Genomic DNA, 18,684 nt, shown 5'->3' on the forward strand with positions numbered 1-18,684 from the left:
CAAGCTTTCCCGAAAAAAATGGGCGGCTTATCAGAGCCGCCCATTTTTGTGTTGTATACAGGTTTATCCGTTATCAATAACACCGTTGTTCAGCAATGACTCTACAATCTCGTTGGAGCTGAGACCGTTGAAGTCGATTGAAGTACCTAAGTTTTCCACGACAATAGTCTGCTGAACATTTGCATCCGTCGTAATGTTCAGAGAAACACTTTCCGTCGATGCATCGTAGTCTGCTGAAATGTGACCAAGCAGATCATCCATGTCGATCATTGAGTTATTGAGATCAGAGATAACTTCACGTAAATCGATACTGTCTTCGTTAACAGTGAAGTCAGTAATGGTATCCACTGCCCCTTCATCAACGGAATCTACCGTCCACTTGAAGATATCGCTGCCGTCTCCACCCGTTAAGATATCTGAACCTAAGCCACCGATAAGCACGTCATCACCATCACCACCCAGAATAACGTCGTCACCGTCTCCACCAATCAAGTTGATACCTGTGTCTCCGCCGACTAAATAGCTGTCGTCCACTGCGGTTGACTGGTCAATATCGTCGCTATCACTACTCACATCCAAACTAATTTGGACAGGTGAAGACTGCGCTTCATCGCCATTAGATTCCGTTGATATCGCCGTAAGCGAAATATCGTAAGAACCGACATCAATACCACTGTTAGTATCTGTTGCGACAATTTCTAGCGTATCAATTTCATCGCTTGGTACTGTCCAAGTGGTACCATCGAAGCTAATGCCTGATGGAGAAACGCCACTTGTTACCTCAGCACTAGCTGGTACGCCCGTTAGCTCCAAAGACAGCACCTCGTCAATATCAGTAAGCGCCGCCATGATTCCGACAATCGCTAAACCTTGACTGCTCGCGGTTTGGCTAGCCGCAATTTGACGAATGTAATTAAACTGAGGATTTATACTCAATGTAGGTGCATCAGCTACAGGTGTCACATTGATAGTGAAATCTTGATTCGCTTCCAATGCGGTACCCGCATTTTCGAAGTACACGCCGTTGTCTTCGACTTTCACCGATAAAGTGATTGAAGCTGCGTTGACATCTCCTGCATCCACAAATACACCCTCAGAAGCGTCTGTTGCTCCAAGAACGGAGTTAATATTATCTGGTGTGCCCATTAGGGTTATTTCACCAGCCATCCCCGCCCCAACAGTCACACCACTACCTGCTGGCGGCTCGACACGAAGGTCGCCCTCGGTAACTGTAAGAGTCACCGTCATGATTTCATTCGCCTGCGCACCAGTGAAGTCGATGTCACTTACACTAATACCCGTTATTTTCTGGCCATCGGCTTCGTTGATCGTATCCGTTACCGATGCTGCAGTGATTTCAGGTGCGTCATTGGTCGCTTCAACATTCAACACTGCTGTGCCCGCGATTGTAATTGGGTCTGGAGCGCCGTTAGTGGTTCCGTCATCTGTGATTTCATAAGTGAAATTAACGTCACCAAAGAAATCTGCTGCGGGTTCAAACGTCCACTCTGTCGCACTCACTTGAGTCAGCGTGCCGGAAGCTGGGTCCACTAACGCAACATTATCGACGGTCAAGTTGTCTGACTCAGGATCACTTGCGTTGCTCAGCAACTCAGTAGTCGTAATAGTTACCGAACCACCATCTTCTTCGGTACTACTCAACGTTACCTCTGATGTTACCGGTGCATCGTTCACCTCAGTGACTTCGAAGGTCGCCGTTCCTGACACCGTTTGAGGATCAGAAACACCGTTCGTTGTACCGTTGTCGGTAATGTCGTAGGTCAGATCGACCTTGCCGTTGTAGCCAGGCGCAGGAGTAAATGACCATGTACCTGTTACGTTGTCGAAATCCAATGTGCCGCTGCTTGGGTCAACCAACTGGACATTACTCACCATCAAGGTGTCGTTTTCAATGTCAGAAGCATTCGCTAACAAATCAGCTTGGGTAATTTCAACCGCCGTACTGTCTTCTGCGATATCAGAAAGTACCACTTCAGACGTCGTTGGAGCATCATTGACTTCCGTTACGTTGAACGATGCGTTGCCGTTAACCGATTTAGGATCGGATGCACCACTTGTCGTGCCATCATCTGTAATGGTGTACGTGATTTCAACTGGACCGTTGTAATCTGGTGCTGGGGTAAATTCCCACTCTCCCGTACCACTGTTGAAAGTAATGCTACCCGAATTCGGATCCGTTAACTGAACATTGCTGACCGTGAGGTTATCGTTCTCTACGTCTGTCGCATTCGCAATAAGATCCGCTTCAGAGATGGAGAACACACCACTATCTTCTTCAATATCCGGTAGCGTCACTGGCGTAGTTTCTGGGGTATCATTCACCGCTGTCACTTCAATATTGAAGCTGCTGCTGTTGGTATTTAGGGTGTCATCTACCCCACCAATTACGATACCTTCATTACCTTGGTCATCGACTGTCACGTCCACCTGAACGTCACCAAAGAAGTTCAGGTCTGGATTAAACTCAATCAGACCGTCTGCAATGGCATTGTTTAGATCGGCCACTGTACCTTTCAGTTCAACGGAGTCCGTACCATCACCGCTCACGGTTAGGTTGTAAGTAGCGATGAGCGTTGGATTAAGCTCCAAGATACCGCTGTCGACGTTCACATTGAGTACATATTCAGCATTCGGATCATCGAGTACGGCATCAATATCGGTAATGCTGAAACCATCAAGCAGCATTGGCGTATCTTCTGGTGTTTCCACATCCACGGTATTGACGAACTCTGGACGATCGTTCACTGCTTCAACATCAACAGTGACATCAAACTCCTCTGCGGAGCCCAAGCTTTGACTGCCATCGAGCCCAGTATCAACGGCTTGCACTTTGAAATGCAGCGAACCATCCCATGAGTTATCGTTGCGATCCCCAGAATTAAACACCACTTGATCCAAGTCTTGAGCATTGATTTCTAAGACAAAAATGCCGCCGCCTTGGTCAGTAAACACTGTCCCATCAGGTAATGAAACACTCGCCCCATCAGGGACATTGGAGACCTCAACTCTCAGCGTCTCTGGATCATTTTCCTGGTAGTTTGCACCATCTCCGATGGACTCTTTGTTATCAACCACTAACGCATTTACATTAATAACAATGTCTTCGCCCTCATTACCTGCAGCCGAAGTATCGGGATTCACATCAACATCATCACCAATAGGATTGACAATAAGCGTAAAGTTGTTGTTTCGTTCCGTTGGAACTTGTAGCAACTCCTCTTGAATGAAGACCGTAATACCTATCTCAGCCTCGCCACTAAAGTGTTTTGGCGGTTTAATTTGGATGTCACTCAGGTCAATGGACGTCTGAGTGAGATCTTTTAGTTGAATACTCCATTCGCCCCCACCGTTGTTCTTAACAACATAATCAGAGGAATTGGATTTAACGATAAAGTCATCAGGAAGCCCCGTTAACTTGAGTGAAACGAAACTCTCAGAACCGTCATTATCGTTCAGGCTGATCGAAACACCAGAGCCCGATTGATTCAGCGAAATTAAAGTATCTTCGTCACCAATCACCGTGATTGGCTGCGTCGGATCGGCACCTGTAATGGTAATGTCATCAACGACTGGCGTAACTTCAAATGTGACATCGTCAGTGAAGGTTCTCACATCTATATTATCGCCAGAGTTATTCAAGATAGACTGATCAAACACAGCTTCATCAGTAATTTCTCCCTCGATATTAATCTTGACGGTATTTTGGCCACTACCTACGGGGTAATTTTCTTTTGGCTTAAACAGAACATTGTCAAGCGCACCAGCTAAAATCTCAGCTTCATTAAACTCAATACTGGTTCCTAAGCTGTTACCATTGGCATCAACAAACTCACCTAATGTTGTGTCATCAAGCTCTAACTTGATGTTCGTTAGTGTTTCTCGACCACCTTGAGTGTTGTTAAATTGATCGGCAAAATCAACACTCAAGTTAAGTTGGATTAAGCCATCTTCGTAACCAACACCATCCGCCGTGGGAACGTCGTTATTTAGATCAGTTACAGGTTGTTTGTTTGCATCCAAGCCGAAAGTACCGACGATATCTACTCTTACATTTGGTGTGACATCGCTATCCAACGGCTGATCCCCGGCTGAACTCGGAACGTCTGCAACCGGTAAAACCTGAACTGGAAACTGGACATTATTTTCTTTTTCATCACCGGACTCAGTGTCTTTAGTGACAAACCGAATTGGTAATTCGAAATCACCTGCGTAATCTTCTGCCAAGTGCATCGTCAAGCCATCAAGGCCAGTAATATTTCCACTCGCATCGATATGGGCTTGGAACACGTATTTACCATTGACAAAATCAACATCCGTCCCCGTGATCACCAAACCAGGAGGAATGCCAGGAGCTGTCGGGTCGACGATAATAGTTAAGACATCTTCCACACCATCTGCATTAATCGCATCGACTTTCGACGTCAACTGAGCACCAAGGTTAATAGAATTGTCTTCCAACGCTTGAATTTGGACATCATCAGCCACCTGAATCTCTGCCGCTACACTCATTTTCGGTGTGAGGACGGTTGGAAACTCTAGTGTCACATCCGTTTGACGCACGACCGTCGCATCTTTTTCGTTGCCCAAATCTTCGCCCAAATCATTTACTTCTGCGTAAATGGTTAAGCCAATTTGAGAGAGACCACCGTTATCGCCATCGTCACTGTCATCGTTTGGTGTTAAATCAAGTCCAGACGGCGCTTTAATTGAGAAGTTGTCTTCATTGGTTACTGTCCAACGACCTCCACCTTCATTTAGTGCACCGACGATAACCAATTGGTTGAGGATCTCAGGGTCCACATTGTGAAATTGAACAACAAGTTGAGTCACCACTTCATCTGAAGACACATCAAACTCTTGATATTTAATGATATGAGCACCAGATTCGCCCCCCATAGAAGTGTTGATCGTAAAGTCAATGTTACCTTGATCGTCTGACTTCACGATATCGGTAGCACCACCACCACTTTCAGTGACAAGCAGACGGGTTTGGTCATCTATTGCCCCCGTTTTATCCTCTGGCTCAACGATTGGATTAACTTGGACATTCACCGTACCATTGATGGTTTTCTCAGCGATACCTTCACCGGGATTCGAAGCGTCAACATATTCATGGTCAATCTCTTTCACAGTGACGGTCGTGGTCAAGTCAAAGTCAGTACTTGAATCCTGCTCCAACTGGACTTGAACATAGCCACTTTGAGAGATTTTAGCGGAAAAATCTTGCTCTGATTCACCGGCTTGCGGTGAAAGCGTTAGTGTTCCAGAAACAAGCGTTTGTGCCACACCATCTACATAGACCGTGCTGCCTGGAGGAAATCCAGAGATGGTTACATCACTAAAGAATTCATCGGTATCAGGGCTTTGTACGAGCGTCGGTTTCCAATCGATGTCAAAGCGCGTATCTTCATCTCCCTCAGATCGAACAACGTAGTTATCTTGAGCGTCAATAACGGGTTCGACCTTGATCCTTACCTCTCTTTCAATCACACGACTATGACCATCATTTTCGGTAACAATGATCGTCCCTGTAATCGCAATGTTTTCGGTTGAAGAGGCTTCTGGAATAATTTGAATACCGGAATTAAAATTCAGCCCAGTGATGTTTGCTTCGTAAATCGGTTGACCGTTACCATCATAGCCAACAAAGGTGAGGTCAACGCTTGAACCGTCTGAATCTACGACACGAACACCATCGGGGATGTTGGACAGGATAACAGTAATGGCTTCTGAATCATCCAGAGGTCTATCGGCAACTTCACCTGATACAACCGAGAAGTTGAGGTTTACAACACCATTCTCTTCAATAGTCGTCTCTATCCCGGCCACATCTCCGTCTACGAATCGGTTCCAAACGTTCCCCGCGTCAATTAATACCGTGTCTGGTATGTCAGCAACACCTTTTACACCAACGATGACAGTCTTACTGCCCAGTGACAACACATCTTCTGTCGTACCGGTAGACAATGATGCTGTGTCTTTCACAATGCCTTCGACATTGAAAGTAAAGTCATCATTGCTGTGCAACGGAGGAAGAACTTCGACGTTCGCTAATTCAGACTCTGGCACTTCGTAATAAAGTACATTGCCGCCTGAGTCGGTCACTTCTACTATCTGACTTGGGTTTGCTGAGTCCAGCCACACCAAAGTAACCCCATCAATTGAGAAGTTAGAAATGCGCACAAATAACGCTTCAGAACCATCTAAGTCCGCTGATGGTTTCATGGTGATCACTTCACTTAATTGGAGTGGGTCGTGATCAGTGACAGGGTCTACCGTATTTTGAGTTCGAGCATTATCCTCAAACACATTAATTCGGTTTACAGTAAAACTACCTTTATCCGCAACTGGGTTTACATCAATAATGATGGTTTCGGTTTCTGAGCGAGCGGTATCTTTCCCAAGCAGTGGATTGTTGTTTTCCGTCGTAATAGCGGTGACATCAATTCTGATTTCGCCCGAGAAGTTATCTATCGGATCAACTTGAACTTCATCAATTCGGCTTGCATCCACCAGATAAACACCACTGGATTTTGGTATCGCACTACCATCTGAATAGACTAACTCTGCGTTACCTTCTCCTTGTGTAAAGACAAGCTCGTACACAATGCCTTCAGGGTTACTAGTGTCTTGGGTTTCAGCCGTGATGTTAAGTGCGACATTGTTTCCATCTTCATCAACCGAGTAGTTAAATTCGCTGCTTGCCGTCCACGTTGCAATATCTGCAACGGCAGCAACTTCAATGTCTAAACGACCATTAATCGTATGATCTGGCGTACCATTGTTAAGAATTTCCACGCGGATACGAGGATCGATACCAGAAGGATCGGTTGATGTATGACGATCTGGTACGAAGTACAAGTTATCTAGCGAGACAAGCTCACCATTGAATGACTGCTCAACATTTGATGCGTCGAGAACAACCGTATTGCCCACAGATGTTAATTCAATGTAGTTGCCACTGCCGTCTCTGTAGTAGAACGTACCGTTGTGAGTATCAGCATCTCGAATAGTGATGTCACCTAAGCTCTCGTTACGGTCGATATCGTGTAAATTGATAACCAAGTCGACTTTCGCAGGGCTAACATCCAGCGTCGACAAGTTGTCCTGAGTATTTGCAGAGTCAACGCCCACAACGACACCATCACGCCCTTGGTCTTCGAACGCAGTAACGGTAGACGTGTCAATTTGCGCATTGCGGTCTCTTATCGAGATATCCACATCGGCATCTGCGATATCGCCATCACCATCGGTTGCAACAACGTTGATGGTGAAATCAATCGAGTCGGTTTCGGTATGGTCAAGGTCGTCATTCGGACGGAATGACACACTGCCATCGGTTCGAACAACCAAACGACCGATTTCAGTATCCACTCCGTCAAGAACCTTGTGAACAAATACGACTTGGTCGCTGCCGTTCAAATCGACAGAATCAGAATCAACACCGTTTTGCTTAAAGTAAATGCCTGAATCATCAGCCGAGAATGAAGTCACTTGTGCGCCGTCAGCACCAAGGTCATCATCCCCCTCTACAGGGTCTCGGAATAAACGAACCGTGCGGCTGCCTTGCCCCTCAACACGCGAAATAGATGCATCGTGCAAGGTTGGAACATCATCGGTAATCGTCACTGGTAAGTTAATACCTGCCGTATCACCATCGACATCGGTCGCAAAGACTGGGAGATCAAGTATGAGTGTATCTTCGCCTTGAGTTGAGTGATCTAGCGCACCCTCAAGCGTAAACTTGTAAGAGCCGTCAGCGTTCAAAACTAGTGTGAACACTGAGTTACCATCAGGTGTTTGACCTTGATAAGTAAAGTTGTTGTTGCTTACCGCGGTTTGAACTAACGTCACCGCAAAACCACCTGAAGTTACTCCTGGTATCGGGTTAGAAGTAAGATCCAGCTGATAAGAGACAACGGTATCTGCCCCTTCCACCGTATCGAAATTGCCCGTTGCTTCTAGGCTGTCTTTGTTGGTTGCCTGAGAGCCGTTGGCAAGGTCATCCTCATCAACAGCCAAAGCATCTGCTGATTTAATTTCGGGAATGTCATCAACTACGGTAATTGGAAGATTCAGTGATGATGACGTGTCACCATCAAAGTCTGTTACTGTAATTGGAATATCAATGACAAGGTTGTTTTCACCTTGAACAGCGTCATGGTCGATTGGTCCCAACAGCTCAAATTGGTAGCTGTCATTATTCGCATCAAGAGACAGCGTGAAGATCTTAGTTGATGTGCCAGTAATAACCGCTTCGTAACTGGTTATTCCACCATTCGTGCTTACTAGATTCAACTCGATGCTGCTGCCGTTCGACGTTAAACCAGACACGACTGCATCGAGGTCTGAAACTTGGTAGCTGACAATCTTGTCTGCACCAGCAACGACCTCAAATCCGCCGTTCAATACCGTTGAATCACTACTTGTCGTGTCAGAGCCACCGGAAAGATCATCTTCATCAACGGTTTGTTGGCTAGAGTCTGTCACTTTCACAATAGCTGGGACATCGTCCACCACGGTGATCGGCAAGGTGATGTTATTGGACACATCGCCATCAAAATCAGTCGCGTTGACTGGGAAGTTAATGACCAACGAGTTTTCATCGTTACCCGCAGGATGATCAAGTGCACCCAACAGTTCAAATTCATAACTGTCTGCTGAACCATTTAGCGTCAGTTTAAAGACGGTGTCCGTCGTACCTTGTACATAAGCTCGGTACTCAATCACACCGTTTGAATTTGAAAACTCAACCAACTCAAGCGGTTGACCACCTGAGGTAAGGCCAGAAACAGGCGATGTTAAACTATCCAACTGGAAGCTAACGATAGAGTCGGCACCATCAGTAACGTCAAAGTTGCCACCAATGATATTGGATTCTGGCGTGTCGTCCGAACCTTGGCTTGGAATATCATCCTCATCCACAGACAAGGTACTACCAGAGCTAATAGCATCAATGGTTGGTTTGTCATCTACGATCGTAACTGGCAAGGTCGCAGTGATGGTATCGTTGTCGCCATCCGTGATCTTCACAGGTAGATTCAACAAAATCTCATCAGAGTTAACCGCGTGATCTAACTGACCAGATAACTCAAAGTCGTATTTACCATCTTGATGAAGTGTCAACGTGAAGACCGTCACTCCACCCGGAGTTTGTCCCACGTAAACAAGCGCGTCAGCAGTTGAAGCGCCAACGTCTTGAGAAAGTGTTACCTCTTCTCCACCCGATTTCAGGTTCGGAATAGGATTTGAGCTCAGATCCAATTCGAAAGCATCAATACCATCTGCGCTAGTGACTTCGAATTCACCTGATACCGTTAACGGCTCTTTAGTGCCATCAGAACCAAGAGGTAAGTCATCTTCGTCGACACGTAGACTTTCAATATTGGTAACAACTGGAACATCGTCCACAACGGTAATTGGCAATGTGAAGGCTGGTGAAGTATCACCATCATTATCTGTCGCCGTCACAGGGAGGTTAATAACAATCTCGTTTTGCTGATTACCATCTGGATGATCAAGCGGCTTCTGTAAATCGAACTCGTAGGTGTTGTTCGTTGCATCCAACGTCAGTTCGAAAACCACTTCAGCAGGATTGCCAGCGACACCTTGGTATACGTTCACGCCGTTTGCGCTAGAAGACAGAACTAAGGTGATAGCGTCACCATCTGAAGTCAGTGACGCAACTGGCGTGGTCAGGTCACTCAGCTGAATAGAAGCAACTTGGTCAGCACCTTCGGTGATATCAAAAGTACCTGAAATAACAGTATCTTCTGCACTTGCAGCATCCGTACCTGCTGGTAGGTCATCTTCATCAACGGTTTGTTCGCTGCCTGCTAGCAAACCATCAATGGTCGGAACATCATCCACAACCGTAATTGGTAAGGTGATGTTGTTCGACACGTCTCCATCAAAGTCAGTCGCGTTTATCGGTAAATTTATGATCAGTTCATTCTGGCCATCAGCATTTGGATGATCGAGAGGAGCGAGCAAATCGAACGTGTAGCTGTCATCAGAGGCATCGAGGGTTACACGGAATACTGGTGTCGTCGTGCCATCAATACGAGCTTCGTAAACTGAAACGCCACCTGCGTTTGATACTTCAACCATAACCAGAGATTGACCACCAGAGGTCAGGCCTTGTACTGGCGTCGTTAGGTCAGAAACGCTGTACTCGACAATGCCATCAGAACCATCAGTCGCGATGAAGTTACCGGCAATGCTGTTCGACTGTGTACCATCAGATCCGATTGTTGGGATATCATCCTCATCAACCGTTTGCACACTTGTTGCTTCGATTCCACCAAGTGTCGGCTTGTCATCAACGATCTTGACAGGAATTGTCTCAGCAGAGGTATCGCCATCAAAGTCTGTTGCGATGATTGGGAAGTTCAGTGTCAACTCATCACTATCTACTGCGTGGTCGATTGGACCTTCAAGCGTGAAGTTGTAACTACCATCAGTATTCACTATCAGAGTAAAGACCGCTTCAGTACCCGCTGTCGCCTCGTAAGTAAAGCTGCCATCACCATTTGCGGTTTCCGTCAGTGTGACTGCCACGCCTTGTGATGTAAGGCCAGCCACTGGTGTTGCAGACGCGTCAAGCTGATAACTTACCACTCGGTCCGAGCCTTGTGTGGTAGTGAAGTTGCCATCGATTGAAATCGGGCCAGTCTGATCTGAGCCAATCGTGCCTAGGTCATCTTCATCAACGGTAATCGCATCGACATCGGTAATGGTCGGCTTATCATCCACAATGGTGACTGGGATCGTTTCTGTGGTGGTATCACCATCAAAATCCGTCGCGATGATTGGGAAGTTCAGCGTCAGCTCATCACTGTCTACCGCATGGTCGATTGGACCTTGAAGCGTGAAATTGTATGAGCCATCCGTGTTTACTGTTAGCGTGAAGACCGACTCAGAACCTGCCGTCGCTTGGTAAGTGAAGCTACCATCACCGTTTGCAGTTTCCGTCAGGGTCACTGCCACACCTTGCGATGTTAGACCATCAACTGGCGTTGCAGCAGCATCCAATTGGTAACTCACCACCCCATCAGAGCCTTGCGTTGTAGTGAAGTTGCCATCGATTGAAATTGGATCTGAGCCGTCAGAGCCAATCGTCGCTAAGTCATCTTCATCCACACGGATCGCGTCTACGTCAGTGATGGTTGGTTTATCGTCAACGATGGTAACAGGCAGTGTTTCTTTCGACGTATCGCCATCAAAGTCTGTTGCGATAATCGGGAAGTCGATTTGCAGGCTGTCGCTATTCACCGCATGGTCTAATGGACCTTGCAGGGTAAAGGTGTAGCTGCCATCTGGCTTCACAACCAATTCAAATACGGCATTGCCATCTGCTGTGGCAGTGTAAGTAAAGCTGCCATCACCATTTGTTGTCTCAGCAAGCACGACAGGCTCACCTTGAGAGGTCAACCCTGCTACTGGATCTGCTGTTGCATCAAGCTGGTATTTAACAACACTGTCCGAGCCTTCAGTTGTGGTGAAAGAGCCCGACATAAACGCATCATCGTTTTGGTCTGAGCCAATTGAGGCAAGGTCATCTTCGTCTACTGTTAGTGGGACAACGTTATCGATGGTTGGAACGTCATCAGTAATCGTGACTGGAATAGTCGCGGTTGTCGTATCGCCATCAAAGTCTGTTGCAATGATTGGGAAGTTCAGAACCAATTCATCGCTGTTTAACGCGTGATCCACCGGCCCTTCAAGGCGGAAATTGTATGTGCCATCAGCATTAACATTCATGGTGAAGACCGGATTGCCATCCGCGGTAGCCACGTAAGTGAAGCTGCCATCAGCATTCGCAGTCTCTACCAAAGTAACAGGCTCACCTTGAGAAGTTAAACCTGAAACAGGATCAGAAGTTGAATCAAGTTGGTAGCTCACCACTCGGTCTGAACCTTGAGTAGTCGTAAACGCGCCTTCAACAAACACAGCGTCAGTTTGGTCTGAGCCAATGCCTGATAAATCATCTTCATCAACAGCCAGAGGCACAACATTATCGATGATTGGCGCATCATCCGTAATGGTGACTGGAATGGTTGCCGTGGTCGTATCACCATCAAAATCGGTGGCAATAATTGGGAAATCAATCGTCAGGCTGTCTCTGTTAGCGGCATGGTCAATCGGGCCTTGCAGCGTAAAGTCGTACGTACCATCTGTAGCGACATTCAACGTGAAGACAGGATTGCCGTCAGCGGTAGCCACATAGGTAAAACTGCCGTCACCATTCGCGGTTTCCACCAAGGTAATCGCCTCACCTTGAGATGTCAGCCCCGCAACAGGATCTGCTGTTGAATCCAGTTGGTAGCTCACCACTCGGTCAGAGCCTTGTGTGGTCGTAAACGCGCCTTCAACGAACAGATCGCCGCCTGGGTCTGAGCCCACACCGCTAAGGTCATCTTCATCGACACTCAACGCATCCACCGCTGTGATGGTCGGTACATCATCAACAATCGTGACTGGAATGGTTTCAGTAACGGTGTCGCCATCAAAGTCGGTTGCGATAATTGGGAAGTTAAGTGTCAACTCGTCACTATCAACCGCGTGATCAATCGGCCCTTCTAGCGTGAAGTTATAAGAGCCATCAGTATTCACAGTCAGCGTAAAGACCGCTTCAGAGCCCGCTGTTGCTTCGTAGGTAAAACTGCCATCACCATTTGCAGTTTCTGTTAGCGTGACAGCCACACCTTGCGAGGTTAAACCGTCAACTGGTGTTGATGTGCCATCGAGTTGGTAGCTCACCACTCGGTCTGAACCTTGCGTGGTGGTGAAGTTACCATCAATAGAAATCGGGTTGCTTTGGTCTGAGCCAATTGACGCTAGATCATCTTCATCAACCGTAATGGAATCCACGTCAGTAATAACTGGCTTATCGTCTACGATCGTCACTGGGATAGTGGCATTTGTGGTGTCGCCATCAAAGTCGGTCGCGATGATTGGGAAGTTCAGTATCAACTCATCACTATCTACTGCGTGGTCGATTGGACCTTCAAGCGTGAAGTTATAGCTACCATCAGTATTCACTGTCAGCGTAAAGACCGCTTCAGTACCCGCTGTCGCCTCGTAAGTAAAGCTGCCATCACCGTTTGCGGTTTCAGTCAGCGTGACGGCCACGCCTTGTGATGTAAGGCCGTCAACTGGTGTTGCAGAAGCATCAAGCTGATAGCTCACCACTCGGTCCGAGCCTTGTGTGGTGGTGAAGTTGCCATCGATTGAAATCGGGTCAGTTTGATCTGAGCCAATCGTGCCTAAATCATCTTCATCAACGGTAATCGCATCGACATCGGTAATGGTCGGCTTATCATCCACGATGGTGACTGGGATCGTTTCTGTGGTGGTATCACCATCAAAATCCGTCGCGATGATTGGGAAGTTCAGTGTCAGCTCATCACTGTCTGTCGCATGGTCAATTGGCCCCTGAAGCGTGAAGTTGTATGAACCATCCGTATTCACGGTCAGCGTAAATACGGCTTCAGTTCCTGCTGTCGCTTCATAAGTGTAGCTACCGTCGCCGTTTGCAGTTTCCGTCAGCGTCACTGCCACACCTTGCGATGTTAGGCCATCAACTGGCGTTGCAGCAGTATCTAATTGGTAGCTTACTACCCCATCAGAACCTTGCGTTGTAGTGAAGTTGCCATCGATTGAAATTGGATCTGAGCCGTCAGAGCCAATCGTCGCTAGGTCATCTTCATCCACACGGATTGCGTCTACGTCAGTGATGGTTGGTTTATCATCAACGATAGTGACAGGTAACGTCTCCGATGAGGTGTCGCCATCAAAGTCTGTTGCGATAATCGGGAAGTCGATTTGCAGACTGTCGCTATTCACCGCATGGTCTAGTGGACCTTGCAGTGTAAAGTTGTAGCTGCCATCTGGCTTCACAATCAATTCAAATACGGCATTGCCATCTGCCGTGGCTGTGTAAGTAAAACTACCGTCGCCGTTAGCAGTTTCAGCAAGCACGACAGGCTCACCATGAGAGGTCAACCCAGATACTGGATCTGCTGTTGCATCAAGCTGGTATTTAACAACGCTGTCTGAGCCTTCAGTTGTGGTGAAAGAACCCGACATAAACGCATCATCGTTTTGGTCTGAGCCAATTGAGGCGAGATCATCTTCGTCCACCGTGAGTGGAACAACGTTGTCGATAGTTGGAACGTCATCAGTAATCGTGACGGGAATGGTCGCGGTCGTCGTATCGCCGTCAAAGTCTGTTGCAATGATTGGGAAGTTCAGTACTAATTCATCGCTGTTTAACGCGTGATCGACCGGCCCTTCCAGACGGAAATTGTATGTGCCATCAGCATTCACGTTCATGGTGAAAACCGGATTGCCATCCGCGGTAGCCACGTAAGTAAAGCTGCCATCGGCATTCGCCGTCTCTACCAAAGTAACAGGCTCACCTTGAGAAGTTAAACCTGCGACAGGATCAGAAGTTGAATCAAGTTGGTAGCTCACCACACGGTCTGAACCTTGGGTGGTCGTAAACGCGCCTTCAACAAACACAGCGTCGCTTTGGTCTGAACCAATGCCTGATAAATCATCTTCGTCTACAGCCAGAGGCACAACATTATCGATGATTGGTGCATCATCCGTAATGGTGACTGGAATGGTCGCCGAAGTCGTATCACCATCAAAATCGGTGGCAATAATTGGGAAATCAATCGTCAGGCTGTCGCTGTTAGCTGCATGGTCAATCGGGCCTTGCAGCGTAAAGTCGTAAGTACCATCTGCTGCTACATTCAACGTGAAGACAGGATTGCCATCTGCGGTCGCAACATAAGTAAAGCTGCCGTCGCCATTCGCGGTTTCCACCAAGGTAATCGCCTCACCTTGAGACGTTAGCCCCGCAACAGGATCAGCCGTTGAATCCAGTTGATAGCTCACCACTCGGTCAGAGCCTTGAATAGTGGTAAACGCGCCTTCAACGAACACAGCGTCAGTTTGGTCTGAGCCCACGCCGCTAAGGTCATCTTCATCGACACTCAACGCATCCACCGCTGTGATGGTCGGTACATCATCAACAATCGTGACTGGAATGGTTTCAGTAACGGTGTCGCCATCGAAGTCGGTTGCGATAATTGGGAAGTTGAGTGTCAGCTCATCACTATCCACCGCGTGATCAATTGGCCCTTCTAGCGTGAAGTTGTAAGAGCCATCAGTATCTACTGTCAGAGTAAATACTGGGTTGCCACCCGCAGTCGCTTCATAAGTGAAACTACCATCACCATTTGCGGTTTCTATCAGTGTGACAGCCACGCCTTGCGATGTTAAACCGTCCACTGGTGTTGCTGAAGCATCGAGTTGGTAGCTCACCACTCGGTCAGAGCCTTGTGTGGTAGTAAAGTTGCCATCAATAGAAATTGGATTGCTTTGGTCTGAGCCAATTGACGCTAGATCATCTTCATCAACCGTAATGGTGTCGACGTCGGTAATCACAGGCTTATCGTCCACGATTGTCACTGGGATAATGGCATTTGTGGTGTCGCCATCAAAGTCTGTTGCGATGATTGGGAAGTTGAGTGTCAGCTCATCGCTATCTACCGCGTGGTCGATTGGACCTTCAAGCGTGAAGTTATAGCTACCATCAGTATTCACCGTCAGCGTAAAGACCGCTTCACTACCCGCTGTCGCCTCGTAAGTAAAGCTGCCATCACCGTTTGCGGTTTCAGTCAGCGTAACTGCCACGCCTTGTGATGTAAGGCCGTCAACTGGTGTTGCAGAAGCATCGAGCTGATAGCTCACTACTCGGTCCGAGCCTTGTGTGGTGGTGAAGTTGCCATCGATTGAAATCGGGTCAGTCTGATCTGACCCAATCGTGCCTAAGTCATCTTCATCAACGGTAATCGCATCGACGTCGGTAATGGTCGGCTTATCATCCACGATGGTAACAGGCAATACGATTTGGCTTGTGTCACCATCGAAATCAGTAGCAATAACATTAAAATCGAGGGTTAAGCTGTCGCTATTTGCCGCATGGTCGATTGGACCTTGCAGCTCAAAACTGTACGAGCCGTCGGTATTCAAAATTAATGTGAAAACTGCGCTGCCATTTGCCGTTGCGCTGTAGGTGTAACTGCCGTCTGCATTTTGCGTTTCGGCAATGGAGACGGTCTGACCTTGAGATTGCAGGCCTTTTAAAGGATCAGCGTTTACATCCAACTGATACTGTACGACGCCATCAGAACCCTGAGTCGTCGTGAACTGACCTTCAACCAGCGTTGGCTGTGATTGGTCAGAGCCTACCGAACTCAAGTCATCCTCATCGACGGTAAGAGCAACAACGTTGTTAATGGTTGGCACATCATCAGCAATGGTAACCGGTAGAACAAGTGAACTGGTGTCACCGTCAAAGTCCGTTGCGACAATATTGAAGTCTAGAGTTAAGCTATCACTACCCGCAGCATGATCGATTGGACCTTCAAGGGTAAATGAATAAGAACCGTCAGGGTTCACTTGTAAGGTGAAGATAGCATCCCCTTCAGCTGTTGCAGAATAGGTAAAGCTGCCATCTGAATTGGTTGTTTCCGTCAGAGAGATAGATCGACCCTGTGATTCCAACCCATTGAGTGGATCAGTGCCGCTCTCTAATTGATAACTTACGACACGGTCTGAGCCCTGAGTCGTCGTGAAGTTGCCTTGCGCGAGCACAGAGTCGCTTTGATCGGAGCCTATGCTTGATAAATCGTCTTCATCGACGGCTAGAGCCTCAACGCCACCAATCGTAGGAACGTCATCTTGAACTTGAATGACAATTTGCGCTGCTTCTGGTGTGTTCGAGCCGTCGGTAATCGAGGAGCGGTCACCATCCGCATCTACCGCGTAAACTGGCAGTGAGAAAGTGAGCGAGTCATCGTTAGCACCCGTATGGTCAAGTTGTTCATACAAGTTGAATTGGTATTCGCCCAATGCAGGTGCATCAATCGCCACATCAAATACGGTAATACGCACACCATCCAGCTCGATGAAGCCTTCGTAAGTACGTACGCCGTTACTCTCGGACGCTAGTTCTAGTTGAACAACCTGCCCTTGAGATTGGAGTTCTCCACCAACATTGAACTCTGTAGGTTCCAACTCATAGTGATCAATGATGTCACTTCCGACCGCTGTCGTGATCGACCCAGTACCACTTGTTACTGCCGCGCCTTCCTGTGAACCTTGGTCAACCCCCGCCTCGTCTAAAGACAAGCCCGTCACGTTCTCAATCACTGGATTATCGCCATCGAGGATGGTCATCGTAAAGGTGTTGCTTGCCGTATCTTGGTCGAAATCGACGATTGTGGTTGGCAAAGAGAGCTCAATCGTATCTTCACCGTTTGTTTGTTCTAACGGCTTAAATTGCTCAAATTGGTAGGTACCATCAGTATTCAAACTGATGGTTAAGACGGTTTCATTCGAGCCCGCAATGGACAAGGTGATAGTACTGCCGTCTTCAGAGAGTACCGCTTCTGTCGCCTGATTATCACTCAGTAGGCCATCGAACTGACTAAGTCCTTCTTGATTAAACGTGACCGTTGCCAATTGATCACTACCAATATCAACAAAAGTGCCAGTCATTGGTGTAGAAGAAGATTCAACGTTTTCAAAAGTAACGTTCTGCGGCGCAGGATCATCGCCATCAATAACGGTTGTCGTAAAATCGATAGGCGCTTGAATGCTATTACCACCAATATCTGCGCCTGTAATGTCAAAAGCGATATTGATTTGATCACCGACGATAGATACTTGGCCATCAGCGATGGACGCCACATGGTCAATACCCTGGCTAATCGTGGTAACGACCTCTAACTCTAAATCACGGCCTAAAGATGTCGCTTCGATCTCGATACGAAGCACTTCGTTACCACCTTGAGTGCCGATAATGGCATTTTGCGCTTCGTCGTAAACGAACGCTACTGGCTGACCACCAGAGGTAATGTCACTGTTTAACTCGGTTAACAAAGACTCTAATGAGGACGTTTCAGGCACAAATGAAGCAGTATCAAGTGCGAGATCCCCTGCTTCAACCAGCACACTAGAAGAAATGGTTTGCGGGTAGCTAGATAGAGAAATTGAGCCTTCTGTTACGCTAGATTGCAGTGACTGCCCACCATCAGCAAAGATCGTGACATTCAAACCGTCATCTTCGTCGCGATCATCTTCTCCGCTGCGAGTCGCAGACGTTTCAAAAAAAGTAGACGCGAGTACTTCCGGGTTATTATATTCAACCGTCACGTAGCCAGCATTAGCCGAGCCTTCAGCACCTGCGCCAGCAGCTGTTGCTTCTAAGATAGCGGTAGGGTCAGCTCCGTCTAAAATAGCTTGCTGGATAGCGGCAATATCGTTGGCGTCGAAGTCAGCACTTCCAATAGCCGTTGGGTCAAAAGTCACCAAGCCATTAACTGGAGATTGTACCAATACTGGTTCTAACGGTTCAGAAGAAGGCACAGGAAGACAAGCAACACAATTTGCATCGACCAGATAAAGCTCATTATTTATCTGTACGTCGAGAGAAGCATTATTTTCTGTGATAATAATCTCGCCAGGTCTTAACTCATCCCCCGCTTTTATGACCTTAACGTTTCCATCCAGGCCCAAAACCAAAACTTCACCTTTGACAGCATTTACAATCGCGCTCTGCGGTACCGTGTGCGTACTCATCTG

Annotated in this window: 1 protein-coding gene; it reads right to left on the minus strand. The window is 47.4% G+C overall.

All coding sequences use genetic code 11. The annotated features are described in order from the left end of the window. Positions 1 to 63: 63 nt before the first annotated feature. Positions 64 to 18,681: a retention module-containing protein gene (locus tag KJB35_RS22940; RefSeq protein WP_285358051.1), complete on the minus strand. Its 18,618-nt coding sequence runs from the start codon at positions 18,679 to 18,681 to the stop codon at positions 64 to 66. Between the last annotated feature and the right edge of the window lie 3 nt (positions 18,682 to 18,684).

Source organism: Vibrio sp. D431a (assembly GCF_030248655.1).
GTDB lineage: Bacteria > Pseudomonadota > Gammaproteobacteria > Enterobacterales > Vibrionaceae > Vibrio > Vibrio alginolyticus.